Below are 20,172 nucleotides of genomic sequence, written 5' to 3'. Positions count from 1 at the left end.
ATTCTAGTCCGTGTTGTCTGTATACTTGTATAGGTGTCTGTGAGAGACGTTTATTTCGGCGGGATCTATTGAACCTGTGTATAAATAGAAATCGCTGGTAGGCATCGATCATAGAACCGCGGCTAGGAAGCGAGAGGTTACGACACACCCGGATGCATTGCCATGGAGGGTGGCCGAAAATTTTCGTGGAGCTAGGTTTATTTCTTAAATAAGCGAAGGAGGGAAAAACATGGCAAATCAAAAAATTCGTATTCGTCTAAAAGCTTACGAGCATCGAGTACTTGATCAATCAGCTGACAAAATCGTGGAAACGGCAAAAAGAACTGGGGCAAACGTATCTGGTCCAATCCCATTGCCAACTGAACGTAAATTGTACACAATCATCCGTTCACCACATAAATACAAAGATTCACGTGAGCAGTTTGAAATGCGTACGCACAAACGTCTTGTGGATATCTTGAATCCAACACCAAAGACTGTTGATGCGTTGACTAAACTTGACTTACCGTCAGGCGTAGACATCGAAATCAAATTATAATTAATCAGCAACACAACTTAAACTATAAAAAACTAACATAACGGAGGTGTACTCATGACCAAGGGAATCTTAGGAAAAAAAGTCGGAATGACTCAAATCTTCAGCGAATCAGGTGAATTAGTACCTGTAACAGTTGTTGAAGTGAAACCTAACGTTGTACTGCAGGTTAAAACTGTTGAAACAGACGGTTATAACTCAGTTCAGTTAGGAATCGAAGATAAACGTGAAGTTTTATCTAACAAACCGGCACAAGGTCATGTTAAAAAAGCTAACACGGCTCCTAAGCGCTTCATTCGAGAATTCAGAGATGCAGAGCTAGGTGACGTAGAAGTTGGAAACGAAGTATTAGTAGACACATTTGCAGAAGGCGATATCGTCGATGTAACAGGAACGTCTAAAGGTAAAGGATTCCAGGGTGTTATCAAACGTCACGGCCAAAGCCGCGGACCTGAAACGCACGGTTCTCGTTACCACCGTCGTCCTGGATCAATGGGTATGGCTACTCACCCTGCAAGAGTATTCAAAGGTAAAAAACTAGCTGGACGTATGGGTGGCGACCGTGTCACTGTACAGAATCTGGAAATCGTTCGTGTTGATACTGAACGCAACGTTTTACTGATCAAAGGTAATGTACCAGGAGCTAAAAAATCACTTGTACAAATTAGAACTGCAGAAAAAGCAGACAAGTAATATCAGGAAGGGAGGACTAGCAGAATGCCAACTGTAACGTTATTTAAACAAGACGGAACGCAAAATGGCGATGTAACATTAAATGATGCAATCTTTGGTATCGAACCAAACGAAAACGTCGTTTTTGATGCAATCACTATGCAGCGTGCGTCATTAAGACAAGGAACACATGCAGTAAAAAACCGTAGCGCAGTGCGCGGCGGAGGACGCAAACCATGGCGTCAGAAAGGAACTGGACGAGCTCGTCAAGGCTCAATCCGTTCACCACAATGGCGTGGAGGAGGTACCGTATTCGGACCTACACCTCGTTCATACAGCTACAAGCTACCTAAGAAAGTTCGTCGCTTAGCGATCAAATCTGTTCTTTCTACTAAAGTAATAGATGAAGAAATCGTAATCGTAGACGGACTGAACTTCGATGCACCAAAAACAAAAGAGTTCAGAGCGGTACTCAATAACCTTGATGTCAACAGAAAAGCTCTGGTTGTCTTAGAGGATGACAATGAATTCGCAAAACTTTCTGCACGCAACATTCCAGGAGTTAAAGTTGTAGCTCCTAACAATGTATCAGTGCTAGATGTTGTTGCGCATGACAAACTCATCTTGACGAAGGCTGCTCTGGAAAAAGTAGAGGAGGCTCTTCAATAATGAATGCACGTGACGTAATCTTACGCCCGATCATCACTGAAGCTTCTATGTATGCTATGGACAGCAAAAAGTATACCTTCGAAGTTGATGTTCGTGCTAAAAAAACAACAATCAAAAAAGCTGTTGAAGAAATTTTCGACGTAAAAGTTGATAAAGTCAACGTTATAAACACTGCGCCTAAACCTAAGCGTATGGGACGTTATGAAGGATATACTAAAAAACGCCGTAAAGCGATCGTTACTTTATCTGCTGATTCGAATGACATTGCATTGTTCGGAGACGAAGAATAATAACTGAAATTTAAACACTATTCACGAAACTAGTTTAACAAGGAGGGGAATCACGTGGCGATTAAGAAATATAAACCAACCACAAACGGACGTCGTAACATGACTGGGTCAGACTTTGCTGAAATCACAACAAGCACACCAGAAAAAAGCTTGCTGAGACCAAACCCAAAACGTGCTGGACGTAACAACGCTGGTAAAATCACTGTCCGTCATCAAGGCGGAGGCCACAAGCATAAATACCGTGTGATCGACTTCAAACGTCAAAAAGATGGCGTTCGCGGTATCGTTAAAACGATTGAATATGATCCAAACCGTTCTGCTAACATCTCATTGATCCAATATGAGGACGGAACAAAAGCATACATTCTTGCACCTAAAGGACTTAAAGTAGGAACAGATATCTACTCTGGCGTAGATGCAGACATCCAAGTAGGTAATGCACTGCCATTGGCAAACATTCCTGTTGGTACGTTCGTACACAACGTTGAGTTGAAACCTGGTAAAGGCGGACAGCTTGTTCGTTCAGCTGGTACTTCTGCTCAAGTTCTTGGTAAAGAAGGTAAATACGCACTGGTTCGTTTAAGCTCTGGTGAAAGCCGTCTGATCCTTCAAAGCTGCCGTGCAACAATCGGTACTGTAGGAAACGAACAGCACGAACTGATCAACATCGGTAAAGCTGGACGTAGCCGCTGGTTAGGCAAGCGCCCAACTGTCCGTGGATCTGTAATGAACCCGAACGATCACCCACACGGTGGTGGTGAAGGTAAAGCACCAATCGGACGTCCAAGTCCAATGTCACCTTGGGGTAAACCTACTCTTGGTAAGAAAACCCGTAAAGGTAAGAACCGTTCAGATAAACTTATCGTTCGTCGTCGTAAAGCTAAGAAATAAACGATCACGGATTAACTGTAAAACGTAACGATTATAAGGGGAAGAACCCCAAAAGGAGGGCAATACATGAGCCGTAGTTTGAAAAAGGGACCTTTCGTCGATGATCATCTGATGAAAAAAGTTCGCGAAATGGATGACGATAACAAACGTGTCATTAAAACATGGTCACGTCGCTCAACAATCTTTCCGAACTTTGTAGGTCATACCATTGCCGTATATGATGGAAGAAAACACGTGCCCGTCTATGTTCAAGAAGACATGGTAGGACACAAACTAGGTGAATTTGCACCAACAAGAACGTACCGCGGACACGGAAAAGACGACCGCACGACTAAACGTTAATAGCGAAGGGAGGATACATTCATGGCAGAAACAGTAACAGCAGCAAAAGCAACAGCTCGCATGGTTCGTATTGCACCGCGTAAAGCACGTCTGGTCGTTGACACCATTAGAGGTAAAAGTGCTGCAGAAGCTATTTCTATCCTTCGCTTCACTAACAGAGGAGCAGCGGAAGCGGTAGAAAAAGTCTTGATGTCAGCAATTGCAAATGCTGAACACAACTACGATATGGATATCGAAGAACTAATCGTAAGTGAAGCCTATGTCAATGAAGGAGCAACCTTAAAAAGGTTCCGCCCTCGTGCAAAAGGTGCAGCTTCAAGAATCAACAAAAGAACAAGCCACATTACAGTAGTGGTATCAGAGAAGAAGGAGGGGTAATCAATGGGACAAAAAGTAAATCCTCATGGACTGCGTGTTGGCGTCATCAAAGATTGGGATGCTAAATGGTACGCAGAAAAAGATTTTGCAGATAAATTACATGAAGATATTGCTGTTCGTGAGTACATTGCTAAGAAATTAAGCGATGCTTCCATTTCTCGCGTAGAAATCGAACGTGCAGCAAACAGAATCAATGTATCGATTCACACTGCTAAACCAGGAATGGTCATTGGTAAAGGTGGATCAGAAGTTGATGCATTGAGAAATGGCTTAAACAACTTGACTAACAAGAGAGTACACGTGAACATCGTGGAAATCAAAAAAGCAGATCTTGATGCTACATTAGTAGCTAAGAGTATCGCTGACCAGCTTGAAAACCGTATTTCATTCCGTCGTGCGCAGAAACAGGCAATCCAACGTGCAATGCGTATGGGAGCTAAAGGGATCCGTACAATGGTAGCCGGTCGACTAAACGGAGCAGATATTGCTCGTAGTGAAAGTTTTTCAGAAGGAACTGTTCCTTTGCATACACTTCGTGCAGACATCGATTATGCTAACGAAGAGGCTGACACTACTTACGGTAAACTAGGTATTAAAGTATGGATCTACAAAGGAGAAGTTCTTCCAGAAAGAATGGATACCAAGAAAGGAGGGAAATAATCAATGTTAGTACCAAAACGTGTGAAACACCGTCGTGAGTTTCGTGGGAAAATGAGAGGCGAAGCTAAAGGTGGTAAAGAAATAGCATATGGTCAATATGGTCTGCAGGCTGTTGATTCTGTATGGATCACAAGCAGACAGATCGAATCAGCTCGTATAGCGATGACTCGTTATATGAAACGTGGTGGGAAAGTATGGATTAAAATTTTCCCTCACAAACCAGTGACAGCTAAAGCAATCGGCGTACGTATGGGTTCTGGTAAAGGAGCTCCTGAAAGCTGGGTAGCACCTGTTAAACGTGGGAAAATCATGTTTGAAATCGGTGGCGTATCTGACGAAGTCGCTCGAGAAGCATTGCGTTTAGCTTCACACAAACTACCTGTGAAAACTAGGATAGTAACTCGTGAAGAAAGTGGTGACTCAAATGAAGGCTAATGAATTAAAAGGCTTATCCACTACTGAATTAATTGAAAAAGAAGCAGAATTTAAAGAAGAGCTATTCAACTTACGCTTTCAATTAGCTACTGGACAATTGGAAAACACCGCTCGCATTAAAGAGGTCCGTAAAAGTATCGCTCGTGTAAAAACTGTTCTGCGTCAGACTGAAGCAGTATAAGTAACACTGAGTGTAATAGCTTAATCAAAGGAGGCTAAACAATGGCTGAACGTAATGATCGTAAAGTGTATCAGGGAAGAGTCGTTTCAGACAAGATGGATAAAACCATCGTAGTTGAAATTGCTACTCGTAAGTCACACCCTAAATACAAAAAACAAATGAAATACTCAACTAAATTCAAAGCTCATGATGAAAACAATACTGCCAAAACTGGCGACGTTGTTACAATCATGGAAACTCGTCCATTGTCTAAAGACAAAAGATTCCGTCTATTAGAAGTGGTAGAAGAGGCTATCGTTCTTTAATTAGAACACAATACCGCTCAGCGGTAGGTACACAACGAAAAGCTATAAAGCTTTATCGTGAGTTTGAAAGGAGGATCCTAACGTGATTCAAACAGAAAGTCGAATGAAAGTCGCTGACAACTCTGGTGCACGTGAAGTGCTGGTCATTAAAGTTCTAGGTGGCTCAGGCGCTAAAACGGCTAACATCGGTGATGAAGTAGTTGTTACTGTTAAACAGGCAACACCAGGCGGCGTTGTTAAAAAGGGAGACGTTGCTCGTGCAGTAATCGTCCGCTCTAAATCTGGTGCGAGACGCCCAGACGGTTCATATATCAAATTTGACGAAAATGCATGTGTAATTATTCGTGAAGACAAAGCACCACGTGGAACACGTATCTTCGGACCAGTTGCTCGTGAATTACGTGAGAATGACTTTATGAGAATTGTTTCGTTAGCTCCGGAAGTTCTATAATTCCGATAAACGTCATAAGGAGGTGCGCTAGAGAATGTTTGTAAAATCAGGAGATAAAGTTAGAGTTTTAGCTGGTAAGGACAAAGGTAAAGAAGGAACAGTCCTTTCTGCTATGCCTAAACAAAGCAAAGTGATCGTTGAAGGGATCAACATCATGAAAAAACATACCCGTCCTACTGGTATGGGACAAGAAGGCGGAATTGTTGAAACAGAAGCACCAATTCACGTTTCTAATGTTCAATTGATCGATCCTAAATCAGGAGAATCTACACGTGTAGGTTACAAGATCGAAGATGGCAAGAAAGTACGCTACGCTAAAAAATCTGGCGAAGCACTTTAATATAAAGTAGGAAAGGAGGGCATTCATAAATGACACGCCTTAAAGAAAAATATAACAATGATGTACGTCCATCATTAGTTGAAAAATTTGAATACAGCTCTATCATGCAGGCACCACAAGTTGACAAGATCGTTATCAACATGGGTGTAGGCGACGCTGTATCAAACACTAAAAACTTAGACAAAGCAGTAGAAGAACTAACTAAAATTTCTGGACAAAAACCAGTTGTCACTCGTGCGAAAAAATCTATCGCCGGTTTCCGTCTACGTGAAGGTATGCCGATCGGTACGAAAGTTACCCTGCGTGGAACACGCATGTATGATTTCCTGGATAAATTAGTTTCTGTTTCATTACCTCGTGTACGTGATTTCCGTGGAGTGAGCAAAAATGCATTTGACGGCCGTGGTAACTACACGCTGGGAATCAAAGAGCAACTAATTTTCCCTGAAATCGACTACGATGATGTAGATAAGGTTCGCGGAATGGATATCGTTATCGTCACAACAGCTGACACAGACGAAGAAGCTCGTGAGTTACTCGGACAATTGGGAATGCCGTTCCAGAAATAACCTAAACTACCTATTAGGAGGGTAATATTAGAAATGGCTAAAAAAGCAATGATCGAAAAAAACAAAAAACCAGCCAAGTTTTCGACTCGTGAGTATACCCGCTGTGAACGTTGCGGACGCCCACACTCCGTGTACAAAAAATTCAAATTATGCCGTATCTGCTTGCGTGAGCTAGCATATAAAGGTCAAATTCCTGGCTTGAAAAAAGCAAGCTGGTAAACAACATGGGACAGCACGGTTAATGGACTTCACATTTTGAACAGATCATTCGGTATCAGTACTGCATGAACACGAGAAATGATGAAGCCTGCCGAGCGGGACTGAATTAGAAAACTTGCCGTAAAGGAGGCTACAACGAATGGTCATGACAGATCCAATCGCAGACTTTTTAACTCGTATTCGTAACGCCAACAACGCGCGTCATACGAAAGTGGAAATTCCTGCTTCTAACTTAAAAAGAGCTATGGCCGATATCCTGAAATCTGAAGGTTTCGTCAAGGATGTTGAATTCGTGGAAGATGACAAACAAGGAATCGTCCGCATTTTCTTAAAATATGGTCAGAACAACGAACGTGTAATCACTGGTGTCAGACGTATCTCTAAACCAGGTTTACGTGTATACGTTAACGCAGAAGAAATGCCTAAAGTACTGAACGGTCTAGGAATCGCCCTAGTATCGACATCAGAAGGCGTTGTAACAGATAAAGTAGCACGTGCTAAAAATATCGGGGGAGAAGTCCTCGCATACGTTTGGTAATCATTAAGAAAGATGAAGGAGGTGCCGGACTTTGAGCCGTATCGGAAATAAGCCTATCACTATTCCTGAAGGTGTTGATGTAAACATCGACGGAAACGTGGTAACAGTTAAAGGGAAAAACGGAGAATTATCCCGTGAAGTGAGCCCTGTTATTGATATTAAAATCGAAGACAACGAAATGATCTTTTCACGTCCAAATGATTCTAAAGCTAGCCGTACGATCCACGGAACGACTCGCGCGATCGTGAACAACATGGTTGAAGGTGTATCTGTTGGATTTGAAAAAGTTCTTGAACTAAATGGTGTTGGTTACCGTGCACAATTACAAGGTACTAAACTTGTATTGAGCGTTGGTCTTTCACACCAAGTTGAATTTGAACAAGTTGAAGGATTGACAGTCGAAGTACCATCTAACACTGTTATATCTGTTAAAGGTGCAAGCAAAGAAAAAGTTGGCGCATTAGCTGCTAACATCCGCGCTGTACGTCCACCTGAGCCATACAAAGGTAAAGGAATTCGCTACAGAGGCGAACACGTACGTCGTAAAGAAGGTAAAACAGGTAAATAATGAGTATAAGTGGAACCTGATCCATCAGCGTATCGTGTTCTGCTTCTCTATTTGCCAGTTGACCCGTTGATCTCTGTAACAGGAGAATTCTATATAAAGAGGTGACAATTGTGATTTCAAAACCAGATAAAAACAAATTACGCAAGAAAAGACAAAAACGTATTCGCAGAAATCTTTCTGGTACTGCTGAGCGCCCACGTCTGAACATTTTCCGTTCGAATAAAAACATCTACGCTCAAGTAATTGATGATGTAGAGGGTGTAACGCTCGCAAGTGCATCTTCCTTGGATACTGATGTTTCAGGTGATTCAAAAGTTGAAGAAGCTGCTGCAGTAGGCGCACTAGTAGCTAAACGCGCAGTAGACAAAGACATTACTGAAGTAGTCTTTGATCGTGGAGGATATCAATACCACGGACGCGTTCAAGCATTAGCTGACGCAGCACGTGAAAACGGACTTAAATTCTAAAGAAAAGGAGGAGTTACAGTACATGACAACTCATATTGATGCATCTAAATTAGATATTGAAGATCGCGTAGTAGAAATCAACCGTGTTACTAAAGTTGTTAAAGGTGGACGCCGTATGCGTTTTGCTGCTTTAGTGGTTGTTGGAGACAGAAACGGACATGTCGGTTTTGGTACCGGTAAAGCTCAGGAAGTACCTGAAGCGATCCGTAAAGCGATCGATGACGCTAAAAACAATCTTGTGGAAGTACCTATGGTTGGAACTACTCTTCCACACCAGATTATCGGACGCCATGGTGGCGGTAAGATTATTCTTAAACCAGCTGTTGCCGGTTCTGGAGTATCTGCTGGTGGACCTGTACGTGCGGTACTGGAATTAGCTGGGGTACAAGACGTATCTTCTAAATCAGTTGGATCCAGCTCACCAATCAACATGATCCGTGCAACAATCGACGGAATCAGCAACTTGAAACGTGCTGAAGATGTAGCTAAACTACGCGGAAAATCCGTAGAAGAATTACTTGGATAAGGAGAGATGACTCAATGGCAAACTTGGAAATTACTTTAAAACGCAGTTTGATTGGTCGTTCTCAAAAACAGATCCAGGCAGTTCAGACTTTAGGTCTAAGAAAACCAAACCACACAGTGGTAAGACCTGACAATGAATATGTTCGAGGAGCAATCAAACATATCGCTCATTTAGTCGATGTTAAAGAAGCCTAATGAGTACAGAGACTAACTAAAGGAGGTGCCAGAATTTATGAAACTTCATGAATTAAAACCTGCAGAAGGATCTCGTAAAACACGTAACCGTGTAGGTCGCGGATCATCTTCTGGTAACGGAAAAACATCCGGCCGTGGACAAAAAGGGCAGAAAGCTCGTTCAGGCGGAGGAACACGTTTAGGTTTTGAGGGTGGACAGACACCATTGTTCCAGACTCTACCAAAACGCGGATTTACTAACTACAACCGTAAAGAATTTGCTATTGTTAACTTAGACACACTTAACCGATTCGAAGAAGGTACAGAAGTTACTCCAGAACTACTTGTAGAAACAGGAGTAATCAAAAACGAAAAATCCGGTGTGAAAGTTTTGGCGAAAGGAAACGTCGATCACAAACTAACTGTGAAAGCACACAAGTTTTCTGCTTCTGCTAAAGAAGCGATCGAAGCTGCCGGTGGATCAGTAGAGGTGATCTAATGATCGAACTGATAAAAGGCGCTATTAAAGAAAAAGATGTTCGTACTCGTGTATTATTCACCTTAGGTATCCTGATCGTGTTCCGTCTCGGAACGCATATTACGGTACCGGGTGTAAATGCACAGGCATTAACAGAATTATCAGATACCGGCTTGTTCAACTTGCTCGATACCTTTGGTGGTGGAGCCCTGGGGAGTTACTCTGTTTTCGCTCTAGGTGTATCTCCATACATCACGGCATCGATCGTCGTACAGCTCCTGCAGATGGACGTTCTTCCTAAATTCAAGGAATGGTCCGAGCAGGGTGAGGTGGGACGTAAAAAGCTGAATCAGGCTACGCGCTATTTAACAATCGTTCTGGCATTCTTCCAGGCGATTGGTATCTCTTATGGATTTAATGCGCTGACTGGACTGGGACTCGTAAGAAACCCTGGACCAGCCACGTATGTGACGATCGCAATTATCCTTACAGCAGGAACGATGCTTGTCATGTGGTTAGGTGAAATGATCACCGTCCACGGTTTCGGTAACGGAACATCATTCATCATCTTCTCAGGGATCATTGCTCGTATTCCACAAGATGTACAGCAGTTCTACAACACGCAGATCCGTAATGCAGGAGATGAAATCGTCAGTGCCTGGGCTTTAGCTGCAGGAATCATCGTCGTATTCATCCTGCTCGTTATTCTCGTAACGTTTATGGAAAATGCAAAACGTAATATACCTGTCCGTTATTCAAAACGTGCCAGCACGTCTAAGGACAGTGCAGTATTGCCACTTAAAGTTAACTCAGCTGGAGTTATTCCAGTTATCTTCGCCAGTTCGTTTCTTATGACTCCTCAGATCATCTTAGGTTACTTTGCTCAAGGTAATCAGGATGCTGGATGGTTCCAGACACTGAATAACATATTTAATCTTCAGGAACCGCTTGGAGCAGCTCTGTACACGATCCTTATTGTTCTGTTCACATACTTCTACGCCTTCATTCAGGTTAACCCAGAAAAAGCCGCAGAAAACCTGCAGAAACAGAATGGATATATTCCTAGTGTCAGACCTGGACGAGCAACAGAAGAATACATTGGCTACATGCTTATTCGTTTAAGCACAGTTGGAGCGATTTATCTAGGAACGATCTCATTGCTTCCGATTGTGGCTTCTGCTTTGTTCAATCTGCCAAGTTCGATTGCTTTAGGAGGAACAAGCCTGCTCATCGTTGTCGGTGTGGCACTTGACTCCATGCGTCAGCTCGAAGGATTGCTGAGCAAGAAGAGTTACCAAGGTTTCATCCAGCGCACATAATGGTAACCCATTGAAAATAGACGATTTGCCCCTTAGTCTTTACTGCTGGTCAGTAGAGGGTGAATCGGTCTTTTTTCCGTTAGTGCTGAAGAAACCCTTAACAACTTAAGGAGGAAGCAAGATGAATGTGATCCTGTTAGGTCTTCCCGGAGCTGGGAAAGGGACTCAGGCCGCTCGGATATCTGATAAATTCAATATCCCGCATATTTCCACTGGAGATATGTTCAGAGCAGCTATGAAGAACAAGACTCCACTGGGTTTGGAAGCAAAGAAATATATGGATGCGGGAGATCTCGTACCGGATGAAGTAACAAATGGAATCGTCAAAGAGCGTTTGCAGCAGGACGATGCCAAAAGAGGGTTTTTACTAGATGGATACCCTCGCACATTGAATCAGGCACAGGCTTTACAGCAGGCTCTGGCTTCAAGTAACAGAAGACTTCAGCATGTTCTGTATATCAAAGTACCTAAGGAAATTTTGATGGAACGTCTGACTGGACGATTCATGTGTTCAAACTGTGGTGCCACTTATCACAAGACAATGAATCCACCTAAAGTGGAAGGCACTTGTGACAAATGCGGCGCACACGATTTTTACCAGCGTGAAGATGACAAGCCTGAAACTGTTAAAAATCGTATTGATGTGAATGAAGAACAGACAGAAGTACTTGTCAGACATTATGCTGACTACGATCTGGTTCGTGAAATTGACGGCGAACAGGATCCGAAAAAAGTATTTCAGGACATTGTGGACCAGTTAAACTAAGAAGTCCGATGTTTTATAATGAATCCTTGCAATGATTGTGTGCACATGATATAATAGTACGAGCGTCAAAAAGTTGGCGTTTTACATTATTATAGTAGATAATCAAGTGAGAATACTTTATTCTCGCTATTTCATGTGTACAGAAGTGAGATATCAAAGGAGGAAACCAGGCGTGGCAAAAGATGATGTTATAGAGATTGAAGGAACCGTCCTAGAAACTTTGCCTAATGCAATGTTCAAAGTTGAATTGGAGAACGGGCACGAAATTCTAGCACACGTTTCTGGCAAAATTCGTATGAATTACATCCGGATTCTGCCTGGGGATAAGGTAACGGTAGAAATGTCTCCATATGATTTAACTCGTGGACGCATTACGTATCGATTTAAATAAACTTAGGACTCCGAAGACTCAAGGAGGGAAAGTTCATGAAAGTAAGACCATCAGTCAAAAAAATGTGTGACAAGTGTAAAGTGATTCGTCGTAACGGCCGTGTAATGGTTATTTGCGAAAATCCTAAGCACAAACAACGTCAAGGATAATAAAATAACAGGAGGTGCTCATACATGGCTCGTGTAGCAGGTGTAGATATTCCACGTGACAAACATGTGGTAATTTCATTAACGTATATCTATGGTATCGGTAAGACAACAGCTCAGAAGATTCTTGAAGCTGCAGGCGTACCAGAGGAAACTCGTGTACGTGAACTGACAAACGATCAATTAGATGCAATCCGTGCTGAAGTCGATAAAATGAAAGTTGAAGGAGATCTTCGTCGTGAAGTGAACCAGAACATCAAACGTTTAATCGAAATCGGATCATACCGTGGCATTCGTCACCGTCGTGGTCTTCCAGTACGTGGACAGAACACTAAAAACAATGCGCGTACGCGTAAAGGCAGAGCAGTCGCTATTGCCGGCAAGAAAAAATAATCACCATAAGTTAGGAGGTCAATCTACGAATGGCTAAAGCAAAAAGACCCGCTCGTAATCGTAAACGTCGAGTGAAAAAGAATATTGAACACGGAATAGCACATATTCGTTCAACATTCAATAACACTATTGTAATGATAACTGATGTACATGGAAACGCGATTTCATGGTCATCTGCTGGATCATTAGGATTCAGAGGTTCTCGTAAATCAACACCTTTCGCTGCTCAAATGGCTGCTGAAGCTGCTGCAAAAGGCGGAATGGAAAATGGCATGAAGTCTGTCGAGGTTACTGTTAAAGGACCTGGTTCAGGCCGTGAAGCTGCAATCCGTTCTCTACAAGCAACTGGTTTGGAAGTAACTGCAATTCGTGACGTAACACCGGTACCACATAACGGATGCCGTCCTCCAAAACGTCGTCGCGTTTAATAATAGATGTCGTTTTAGGATAGCGTGGACTAAACGTTTTGAAAGGGGTAAACGGACTATATGATCGAAATTGAGAAACCGGTAATAGATACAGTTGAGATCAGTGAAGATGGAAAATTCGGCAAGTTTGTCGTAGAACCGCTTGAGCGAGGATACGGAACTACACTGGGTAACTCCCTGCGTCGAATCTTACTATCATCTTTGCCAGGTGCTGCCGTCACAAATATTCAAATTGATGGCGTTTTGCATGAATTCACTGCGATCGATGGAGTAGTAGAAGATGTTACTGCCATCATTTTAAACTTAAAAAAACTCGCGCTTAAGTTGTATTCTGATGAAACTAAAACAATTGAAATAGATGTCGAGGGACCGGCAACTGTAACAGCTGCTGATATTATTTTTGACAGTGATGTTGAAATAATGAACCCGGATCTATATATTTGTACAGTCTCTGAGGGTGGACACTTACACGCCCGAATGGAAGCACAAAAAGGCAGAGGGTATGTACGCGCTGAACACAACAAACACGATGATATGCCGATTGGTGTATTGCCGGTTGATTCGATTTATACCCCAATCAGCCGAGTGAACTACCATGTCGAAAATACACGTGTTGGAGAAAAAGAACAGTACGACAAGCTGACGCTTGATGTATGGACAGATGGTTCGATCTCTCCTGAAGACGGTGTAAGTTTAGCAGCTAAAATCATGACCGAACACCTGAATATATTTGTCAACTTGACAGAAGAAGCCCGCGAAGCTGAAATCATGGTTGAAAAAGAAGAAACACAAATGGAAAAAATGCTTGAGATGACTATCGAAGAGCTTGATCTGTCTGTACGTTCTTACAACTGTCTGAAGCGCGCTGGAATCAACACTGTTCAGGAACTGACAAATAAAACTGAACCAGAAATGATGAAAGTCCGTAACTTAGGACGTAAATCACTGGAAGAAGTTAAACTTAAATTAGGCGAGCTCGATCTGGGCCTGCGTGATGAAGAGTAAAGACTAATACTAACTGATGTACCTAAACAGGTATGTTATAAAAAACTGACCGGCATGTCTGACATGACGGAATTGTAATCTTGTAGTTAAGGGAGGATTTCGACGAATGGGTTATCGTAAATTAGGACGTACTAGTTCACAGCGTAAAGCAATGCTTCGTGATCTGACATCAGATCTTTTCATCAACGAGCGTATTGTAACTACTGTGACTCGTGCGAAAGAAGTATCTAAACTTGCCGATAAAATGATCACATTAGGTAAGCGTGGAGACTTGCACGCTCGTCGTCAAGCTGCTGCATTTGTTCGTAACGAACTGGCAACTGTATCAGAAACTGAAGACGAAATCGTAGTACAAACTGTACTTCAAAAACTGTTTGATGATATCGCACCTCGTTTCGCTGAGCGTAACGGTGGATACACTCGCGTACTGAAAACAGAACCTCGTCGCGGAGACGGTGCACCAATGGCTGTTCTTGAGCTTGTTGAAGGACCTGCAGCTTCTGCTGACGAAGATACTGAGTAATCAGTAATCGATATAATGATTTAACCAAATCACTTTTGGATGTATGATGAGCGTTACGATGATGGACTAGTTTCCAAGTGTCTAGCTCAGTTTCCCTCGAAGGATTCCTTCGGGGGGAGCACCATATATCGTAAAGTGTTTTTTTATATGTTTACATAGTGAATGGATCAATCAGTTACACCTGCTTAACCATACCCATAGCAGGAACGTCTGCTTAGTTACAGTGCAACATAGAGAGAACGGCAGGGAGATAACCTTAAAAGCCTTTAATGTAAAGGGATACATGAGGCTTTAGCTATTGTTATCTCAGACTGTTTTTGGTAATCTTGTAATGTTGAGTTGCTGTCTTGACACCTAAGACGCTGCACTTAAAGACTGAATCAAAAAGTTGAGGTAAATCATGTCTGAAATTATAAACGTTAAAAACGTCACTTACACATATGATGATGAAGATCAGCGTCCTGCTCTGAAGGGTGTTTCTTTTTCAATCAATAAAGGCGAATGGGTTGCGATCATCGGACCTAACGGCTCTGGTAAGTCTACATTGGCCAAGACGGTCAACGGACTGATCGAACCCGATAGTGGAGAAGTTGCTGTCGGCGGTCTTGAGCTGAATGAAAAGAATGTCTGGTCCATTCGTGAGATGGTCGGTATGGTCTTTCAGAATCCTGATAATCAGTTTGTCGGATCGACTGTGCAGGACGATGTAGCCTTTGGACTCGAGAATCTGGGAATTCCCAGAGAAGAGATGCTTGAACGGGTCCGAACAGCTCTGGAAAAAGTGAACATGCTCGAGTTTGCTGAACGTGAACCAGCCCGTCTATCCGGAGGTCAGAAGCAGCGTGTAGCTATTGCAGGAATCGTTGCACTTAGACCGGACATCATGATCCTTGATGAAGCAACCAGTATGCTGGATCCTCAGGGAAGAGAAGAAGTTCTGCGCACGGTCAAGGAAGTCAAGGAGCAGGAGAACTTATCTGTCCTGTCCATCACACATGATATTGACGAAGCGGCAGCTGCCAACCGGGTACTGGTCATGAGAGACGGCCAGTTGATCCAGGAAGGGACTCCGGAAACGATCTTTTCATATGGTGAAAAACTTGTCGAAATGGGACTGGATCTGCCCTTCCCTGAAAGACTGAAGGCATCACTTAAGAAAGAGGGCATTGATGTGCCCAAGGATTATCTGACTGAAGAAGGGATGGTTGACTGGCTATGGACATACGTTTCGAAGAAGTAGGCTACACCTATCAGCCGGGTACACCCTTCCAGAGTAGAGCGCTTCATGATATCAATCTGACGATCAAAGACAGTTCATTTACTGCCATCGTCGGTCATACCGGAAGTGGAAAGTCGACTGTACTTCAGCATCTGAATGCGCTGAAAAAGCCGACGAGTGGTCAGGTTACTATCGGCGACCGTGTCATCACAAATTTTTCTGAGAATAAAGGACTCAAGTCTCTACGTAAAAAAGTGGGAATCGTTTTCCAGTTCCCGGAAGCTCAGCTGTTTGAAGAGACGGTTGGAAAAGATATTGCATTCGGACCCAAGAACTTCGGCCTGTCTGAAGAAGAAGGTCTCGAGAAAGCCAGGGAGCTACTGCCGCTCGTCGGACTGGACGAAACCTTTATGGAACGGTCACCTTTTGACTTGTCTGGAGGACAGATGCGCCGTGTTGCTATAGCTGGAGTGCTGGCTCTAGAACCGGAAGTTCTGGTTCTGGATGAGCCGACAGCAGGTCTGGATCCTCAGGGACGCAAGGAGATTATGGATATGTTCTATACTCTCTACAAGGAACAGGGACTGACTGTTGTGCTGGTGACGCACCAGATGGATGATGTGGCGACATACGCTGACCACATGATCGTTCTTGAAAAAGGGACGGTCATGAAAGAAGGGCACCCGAGAGAACTGTTTAAGGAAGCCGGGTGGTTATCCAGCATGCAGCTGGGTGTGCCGTCAACTGTGCGCTTTGCTCATGAGCTGGAAGAGAAGTTTGAGTGGATATTTGATCCGCTGCCTTTGACAACAGATGAGCTGGCCCAGCAGATGAAAGATAAGTTAGCGAGCAAAGCAGGTGAAGGATTATGATGGAAAAACTGATATTCGGACGCTATATCCCGGGTAACTCATTTATTCACCGCTTGGATCCTCGTGCGAAGCTGATGGGAGCCATCTGGTTCATTATCATCATCTTTCTTGCTAATAACTGGCTGACCTATGTTCTCCTGACCGTTTTTGTTCTGACGGCTGTCAAACTGTCTGAGATTAGCCCGAAATTCTTTATCAATGGTGTGAAGCCCCTGATCTGGCTGATTCTCTTTACAGTAATTCTGCAGATTCTGTTTACGAGCGGATCGACGATTTGGTTCAGATTCGGGCCAGTCGTTATTTCACAGGAAGGGCTCCTGAATGGGGTATTCATCTTCATGCGATTCGTCCTGATCATTTTCATGTCGACGATCCTGACATTGACGACGATGCCACTGTCTCTGACGGATGCTATCGAGTACCTGCTGCGTCCGCTTGCAGCAGTAAAAGTTCCCGTTCACGAAATTGCTCTGATGCTGTCGATCGCCTTACGTTTTGTTCCGACATTGATGGATGAAACGGAGAAAATCATGAATGCCCAGCGTGCACGAGGCATCGATTTTGGTGAAGGAAACATTTACCAGCAGATGAAAGCTATCGTCCCACTTCTGATTCCTCTGTTTGTTAGCTCATTCAACCGGGCTGAAGAACTGGCTACGGCTATGGAAGCACGTGGTTATAAAGGTGGAGAAGGGCGTACCAAGTACCGCCAGCTGGAATGGGTCAGCAGAGATACCATGATAATGGTGGCATTTGGCCTTCTGTCGGCCGCACTATTTGTACTGAGAACTTAATCAACAGGGATGAAGATGCTTATCTTTATCCCTGTTTTTTTGATATAATGACTAACCATATGTGTTAATATAGCGATAGGATAAGGAGCATCTGTTACTTACATTAATCTGACGAGGTGAAAAAAGATGACGATTAAAAGAAAAATTGTCTGGACAGTTTTAGGTGGGACTCTACTCACAGGATGCGGCATGATGGGCGGTGGAATCCCCAACGATTTAGATGATAATTGGGTATCTTACATGCAGGAGGCTGAAAGTAATCTTGACAGTTACAGCACAGATATCAATTTATCGGCTGAGACCGATGCTATGGGTCAATCGACAGTAAACAGAGCCAGACTTGATGCACGTATCATCGGTGACTTTGATTCGGGTCACGTTATTATAACCAATGAACAGGATGGTGTTGAAGTATCCAACGAGATATACTTTGATGGATCGACGTATTATATTCATGATGGAAGTGGCTGGCAGGAAGTAGACGGGCAAGCCAGCGACACGGAAGAAACTAGCTATAGAACGGTCCTTGAAGCAATAATAAACTCCGAAGAATACATTACAGCTGAGGTGGAAGAAGACAATCTTATTCTAAGCTACACTGGCTATGATCAGGACGTGTGGGATGCTTTTGAGGTACCATTCAGTCTCACAATTGACGGATTCGAGGAAGAGGATATTGAATTGATTCTTGAGGTCATCGTTGATGCAGAAACCCAGTTGATAGAACAGCTGGACCTCTTAGTAGAAGCAGAAAATGAATTAGCTTCAGTGATACTTACAGTAGATACGCAATATGCTGACTTTAATGAGATAGATCAGCTTGAGGTTGAGGACGACATCCTTGAAGAGACGACTAACTGATCAACCATTAATAGGGTTTGGCTGTGTAGTTAATTGACTAAGAAGTGATACGCTTTAAAAAGTGGTGTGAAGTTCAATCCCCGCTATATTTTTTTAATAAAGAAGTATTTACAGAGACGTAGACTTCTCAAGCAAAATGAAAAGTTAAAGGAAGTAAGTAAAATGACAACGTACAGGTATAAAATTGTTCTGAGTTATGACGGCACAGAGTTTTCAGGGTTTCAGGTGCAGCCGAACAAGCGGACAATTCAGGGTGAGCTGGAAAAGACATTGAATAAGATGTCCAAAGGTCACACAGTCAAAGTCCACGGAGCTGGACGGACTGATGCAGGAGTCCATGCAAGAGGACAGGTTGTTCACTTTGACTTTCCCTTCTATATTGAGCCAAAGGGGTTGCATATTGGTCTGAACAGCATGACGCCGGAAGACATAACCGTGACAAATGTAGAATTGACAGATGCGGACTTTCATTCACGCTTCCAGGCTAAAGGGAAGATGTACAAGTATACAATAGACAATAATCAGTTCAGGGATCCGTTCATCAGGCATTATGCTTATCACCATCGTTACCCGATGACGTTGGAGCCGGTTGAAGAAGCAATGACTTATCTCATAGGCACCCATGACTTTACCAGTTTTGCGTCGACTAAGTCGGAGGTGGAAGATAAAGTCCGCACGATCTATCAAGCCTCGGTCGAACGGGACACCAGCTCGAATACGTGGGTATTCACCTTTGTAGGCAACGGATTTTTATATAACATGATTCGGATCCTGATGGGTATTCTGGTGGAAGTGGCTTCCGGTAAGCGACTGGCTTCAGATATTCCGCTGATCATTCAATCCAGAGACCGCGAGGCAGCAGGAAAAACGTTAGCACCGGAAGGTTTATGTATGGAACAGGTTTATTATGATGAAAAGGATATACCGGGATTTACAGATGAAGGAGATGACCGTCCTGATGCATAAGAAGAGATATACAGTGACAGGTCTCTCAGTTGAAGCTAGCTACACGTCTGAAGAAGTAACGGACATCTTTCAACCATTGCTTCAGAAACTGGTGAACATGCGTGCTGAAAAAGGTGACCGAGTCCTTGTCTACCTCGCAGCGCCACCGGGAGCCGGAAAAACCACCTTATCGCTGTTTCTGGAAGACTTGTATAAAGAAATTGATACGCCCTATACATTTCAGTCTGTTTCTATGGACGGTTTTCACCATTACAATCACTATTTAGATAGTCATATGGTAAATAGGAATAATCAGACCGAACTCTTGAGACGATTTAAGGGGATCCCCGAATCATTTGATGTGAACCTCTTGAAAGAAACGATTCAGAAACTTCAAAATCAAAAACATGTATACTGGCCGACTTATGATCGCCTGCTTCATGACGTGTCAGATAAAAAGCTGAAAGTTGAAGCTGATATAATATTGATTGAAGGAAATTATCTCCTTCTGGATAAACCGGTCTGGAATAAATTAAAGGGGTTGAGTGACTATACAATAGCTATAAAAACACCCCTGTCTGAACTCGAAAAACGGTTAATTGATCGAAAGCAAAAAGGCGGCGCTACTCTGGCAGAAGCGAAGAAACATGTCAAGCGAACGGATAAACCAAACACAGAATTAGTCCTTGAGCATTCCCAGCCGGCTGATTATAACCTGATTTTAAACCATGGGAAATATGAAAAAATTACTCCTCAAAACCCCTAGTCAGTAAGTATCGGATAGTCTGTGAAAAGACTGTCCAATTATTTACTGACTAGGTTT

The 20,172-nt window shown here is 43.1% G+C and carries 35 protein-coding genes; all 35 read left to right on the top strand.

Annotated elements, in window-relative coordinates; translation table 11 throughout:
• Positions 1 to 229 precede the first annotated feature (229 nt).
• The 35 genes from rpsJ (at position 230) to BMX79_RS09200 (ending at position 20,115) form a co-directional block, all read left to right on the top strand.
• Entirely contained in the window at positions 230 to 538 is a 309-nt protein-coding gene (gene rpsJ / locus BMX79_RS09370) for a 30S ribosomal protein S10 (protein ID WP_091265307.1), read from the top strand.
• Positions 539 to 592: 54 nt separating this feature from the next.
• Complete coding sequence (rplC, locus tag BMX79_RS09365; RefSeq protein ID WP_091265305.1) at positions 593 to 1,228, top strand: 50S ribosomal protein L3; 636 nt, start codon at positions 593 to 595, stop codon at positions 1,226 to 1,228.
• 24 nt (positions 1,229 to 1,252) lie between these two features.
• Positions 1,253 to 1,876, top strand: coding sequence for a 50S ribosomal protein L4 (rplD, locus tag BMX79_RS09360; protein WP_091481976.1), 624 nt, complete (start codon positions 1,253 to 1,255; stop codon positions 1,874 to 1,876).
• The gene (gene rplW / locus BMX79_RS09355) at positions 1,876 to 2,166 is read left to right on the top strand and encodes a 50S ribosomal protein L23 (protein ID WP_091481974.1); all 291 of its coding nucleotides are present in this window, start codon (positions 1,876 to 1,878) and stop codon (positions 2,164 to 2,166) included. The genes rplD and rplW overlap by 1 nt, the downstream gene beginning before the upstream one ends.
• A 54-nt stretch (positions 2,167 to 2,220) precedes the next feature.
• Positions 2,221 to 3,057 carry a 50S ribosomal protein L2 gene (gene rplB, locus BMX79_RS09350; RefSeq protein WP_091481971.1) on the top strand — a complete coding sequence of 279 codons (837 nt, stop codon included), beginning with the start codon at positions 2,221 to 2,223 and terminating at the stop codon, positions 3,055 to 3,057.
• 66 nt (positions 3,058 to 3,123) lie between these two features.
• Positions 3,124 to 3,399, top strand: a complete 276-nt coding sequence (rpsS, locus tag BMX79_RS09345) for a 30S ribosomal protein S19 (protein ID WP_091265296.1) — start codon at positions 3,124 to 3,126, stop codon at positions 3,397 to 3,399.
• A 21-nt stretch (positions 3,400 to 3,420) separates the two neighbouring features.
• Positions 3,421 to 3,777 carry a 50S ribosomal protein L22 gene (rplV, locus tag BMX79_RS09340; RefSeq protein WP_091481968.1) on the top strand — a complete coding sequence of 119 codons (357 nt, stop codon included), beginning with the start codon at positions 3,421 to 3,423 and terminating at the stop codon, positions 3,775 to 3,777.
• Between the two features lie 3 nt (positions 3,778 to 3,780).
• Complete coding sequence (rpsC, locus tag BMX79_RS09335) at positions 3,781 to 4,437, top strand: 30S ribosomal protein S3 (protein WP_091481966.1); 657 nt, start codon at positions 3,781 to 3,783, stop codon at positions 4,435 to 4,437.
• A gap of 3 nt (positions 4,438 to 4,440) precedes the next feature.
• Positions 4,441 to 4,872, top strand: coding sequence for a 50S ribosomal protein L16 (gene rplP, locus BMX79_RS09330; protein ID WP_091265288.1), 432 nt, complete (start codon positions 4,441 to 4,443; stop codon positions 4,870 to 4,872).
• Positions 4,862 to 5,053: a 50S ribosomal protein L29 gene (rpmC, locus tag BMX79_RS09325; protein ID WP_091481963.1), complete on the top strand. Its 192-nt coding sequence runs from the start codon at positions 4,862 to 4,864 to the stop codon at positions 5,051 to 5,053. The genes rplP and rpmC overlap by 11 nt, the downstream gene beginning before the upstream one ends.
• Positions 5,054 to 5,094: 41 nt before the next feature.
• Entirely contained in the window at positions 5,095 to 5,358 is a 264-nt protein-coding gene (rpsQ, locus tag BMX79_RS09320; protein ID WP_091481960.1) for a 30S ribosomal protein S17, read from the top strand.
• 82 nt (positions 5,359 to 5,440) lie between these two features.
• Positions 5,441 to 5,809 carry a 50S ribosomal protein L14 gene (rplN, locus tag BMX79_RS09315; protein ID WP_091265283.1) on the top strand — a complete coding sequence of 123 codons (369 nt, stop codon included), beginning with the start codon at positions 5,441 to 5,443 and terminating at the stop codon, positions 5,807 to 5,809.
• A gap of 34 nt (positions 5,810 to 5,843) precedes the next feature.
• Entirely contained in the window at positions 5,844 to 6,149 is a 306-nt protein-coding gene (gene rplX, locus BMX79_RS09310) for a 50S ribosomal protein L24 (protein WP_091481957.1), read from the top strand.
• Positions 6,150 to 6,178: 29 nt separating this feature from the next.
• On the top strand, positions 6,179 to 6,718 hold the full coding sequence (gene rplE / locus BMX79_RS09305; protein WP_091481954.1) for a 50S ribosomal protein L5: 540 nt from the start codon (positions 6,179 to 6,181) through the stop codon (positions 6,716 to 6,718).
• 33 nt (positions 6,719 to 6,751) lie between these two features.
• Positions 6,752 to 6,937 (top strand): type Z 30S ribosomal protein S14, encoded by a 186-nt coding sequence (locus BMX79_RS09300; RefSeq protein WP_091265274.1) that lies wholly within the window; start codon positions 6,752 to 6,754, stop codon positions 6,935 to 6,937.
• 139 nt (positions 6,938 to 7,076) lie between these two features.
• Positions 7,077 to 7,475, top strand: a complete 399-nt coding sequence (gene rpsH / locus BMX79_RS09295) for a 30S ribosomal protein S8 (RefSeq protein ID WP_091481952.1) — start codon at positions 7,077 to 7,079, stop codon at positions 7,473 to 7,475.
• 31 nt (positions 7,476 to 7,506) lie between these two features.
• Complete coding sequence (rplF, locus tag BMX79_RS09290; protein WP_091481949.1) at positions 7,507 to 8,043, top strand: 50S ribosomal protein L6; 537 nt, start codon at positions 7,507 to 7,509, stop codon at positions 8,041 to 8,043.
• 101 nt (positions 8,044 to 8,144) lie between these two features.
• Positions 8,145 to 8,510: a 50S ribosomal protein L18 gene (rplR, locus tag BMX79_RS09285; protein WP_091265266.1), complete on the top strand. Its 366-nt coding sequence runs from the start codon at positions 8,145 to 8,147 to the stop codon at positions 8,508 to 8,510.
• A gap of 22 nt (positions 8,511 to 8,532) precedes the next feature.
• Entirely contained in the window at positions 8,533 to 9,036 is a 504-nt protein-coding gene (gene rpsE / locus BMX79_RS09280; protein ID WP_091265264.1) for a 30S ribosomal protein S5, read from the top strand.
• Positions 9,037 to 9,050: 14 nt separating this feature from the next.
• Positions 9,051 to 9,230: a 50S ribosomal protein L30 gene (rpmD, locus tag BMX79_RS09275; protein ID WP_091265262.1), complete on the top strand. Its 180-nt coding sequence runs from the start codon at positions 9,051 to 9,053 to the stop codon at positions 9,228 to 9,230.
• 37 nt (positions 9,231 to 9,267) lie between these two features.
• Entirely contained in the window at positions 9,268 to 9,708 is a 441-nt protein-coding gene (rplO, locus tag BMX79_RS09270) for a 50S ribosomal protein L15 (RefSeq protein ID WP_091265260.1), read from the top strand.
• Positions 9,708 to 11,006: a preprotein translocase subunit SecY gene (secY, locus tag BMX79_RS09265; RefSeq protein WP_091481946.1), complete on the top strand. Its 1,299-nt coding sequence runs from the start codon at positions 9,708 to 9,710 to the stop codon at positions 11,004 to 11,006. Before rplO ends, secY begins: the two co-directional genes overlap by 1 nt.
• Positions 11,007 to 11,127: 121 nt before the next feature.
• Complete coding sequence (locus BMX79_RS09260) at positions 11,128 to 11,772, top strand: adenylate kinase (protein ID WP_091481943.1); 645 nt, start codon at positions 11,128 to 11,130, stop codon at positions 11,770 to 11,772.
• 172 nt (positions 11,773 to 11,944) lie between these two features.
• On the top strand, positions 11,945 to 12,163 hold the full coding sequence (gene infA / locus BMX79_RS09255) for a translation initiation factor IF-1 (protein ID WP_034299926.1): 219 nt from the start codon (positions 11,945 to 11,947) through the stop codon (positions 12,161 to 12,163).
• A 35-nt stretch (positions 12,164 to 12,198) separates the two neighbouring features.
• On the top strand, positions 12,199 to 12,312 hold the full coding sequence (rpmJ, locus tag BMX79_RS09250) for a 50S ribosomal protein L36 (RefSeq protein WP_034299928.1): 114 nt from the start codon (positions 12,199 to 12,201) through the stop codon (positions 12,310 to 12,312).
• A 24-nt stretch (positions 12,313 to 12,336) separates the two neighbouring features.
• Positions 12,337 to 12,702, top strand: a complete 366-nt coding sequence (gene rpsM / locus BMX79_RS09245; RefSeq protein WP_091481941.1) for a 30S ribosomal protein S13 — start codon at positions 12,337 to 12,339, stop codon at positions 12,700 to 12,702.
• Positions 12,703 to 12,731: 29 nt separating this feature from the next.
• Entirely contained in the window at positions 12,732 to 13,130 is a 399-nt protein-coding gene (gene rpsK, locus BMX79_RS09240; protein WP_091481939.1) for a 30S ribosomal protein S11, read from the top strand.
• A gap of 60 nt (positions 13,131 to 13,190) precedes the next feature.
• Positions 13,191 to 14,135 (top strand): DNA-directed RNA polymerase subunit alpha, encoded by a 945-nt coding sequence (locus tag BMX79_RS09235; protein ID WP_091265250.1) that lies wholly within the window; start codon positions 13,191 to 13,193, stop codon positions 14,133 to 14,135.
• A gap of 106 nt (positions 14,136 to 14,241) precedes the next feature.
• A complete protein-coding gene (gene rplQ / locus BMX79_RS09230) occupies positions 14,242 to 14,658 on the top strand; it encodes a 50S ribosomal protein L17 (protein ID WP_091481938.1) in 417 nt (138 codons plus the stop codon).
• A gap of 400 nt (positions 14,659 to 15,058) precedes the next feature.
• Positions 15,059 to 15,898 (top strand): energy-coupling factor ABC transporter ATP-binding protein, encoded by an 840-nt coding sequence (locus BMX79_RS09225; RefSeq protein ID WP_091481935.1) that lies wholly within the window; start codon positions 15,059 to 15,061, stop codon positions 15,896 to 15,898.
• Positions 15,874 to 16,749, top strand: coding sequence for an energy-coupling factor ABC transporter ATP-binding protein (locus tag BMX79_RS09220; protein WP_091481933.1), 876 nt, complete (start codon positions 15,874 to 15,876; stop codon positions 16,747 to 16,749). The genes BMX79_RS09225 and BMX79_RS09220 overlap by 25 nt, the downstream gene beginning before the upstream one ends.
• Positions 16,746 to 17,543, top strand: coding sequence for an energy-coupling factor transporter transmembrane component T family protein (locus tag BMX79_RS09215; protein WP_091481930.1), 798 nt, complete (start codon positions 16,746 to 16,748; stop codon positions 17,541 to 17,543). The genes BMX79_RS09220 and BMX79_RS09215 overlap by 4 nt, the downstream gene beginning before the upstream one ends.
• A gap of 126 nt (positions 17,544 to 17,669) precedes the next feature.
• Positions 17,670 to 18,404: a DUF6612 family protein gene (locus BMX79_RS09210; protein ID WP_091481927.1), complete on the top strand. Its 735-nt coding sequence runs from the start codon at positions 17,670 to 17,672 to the stop codon at positions 18,402 to 18,404.
• Positions 18,405 to 18,566: 162 nt separating this feature from the next.
• Complete coding sequence (gene truA / locus BMX79_RS09205) at positions 18,567 to 19,370, top strand: tRNA pseudouridine(38-40) synthase TruA (protein ID WP_091481925.1); 804 nt, start codon at positions 18,567 to 18,569, stop codon at positions 19,368 to 19,370.
• On the top strand, positions 19,363 to 20,115 hold the full coding sequence (locus tag BMX79_RS09200; RefSeq protein WP_170231019.1) for a nucleoside/nucleotide kinase family protein: 753 nt from the start codon (positions 19,363 to 19,365) through the stop codon (positions 20,113 to 20,115). Before truA ends, BMX79_RS09200 begins: the two co-directional genes overlap by 8 nt.
• The last annotated feature ends 57 nt before the right edge of the window (positions 20,116 to 20,172 follow it).

The organism is Alkalibacterium pelagium (assembly GCF_900109325.1).
GTDB classification, from domain to species: domain Bacteria; phylum Bacillota; class Bacilli; order Lactobacillales; family Carnobacteriaceae_A; genus Alkalibacterium; species Alkalibacterium pelagium.
The sequence above is the reverse complement of the archived record's forward strand: the minus strand, read 5'-3'. Positions and strand labels throughout refer to the sequence as shown.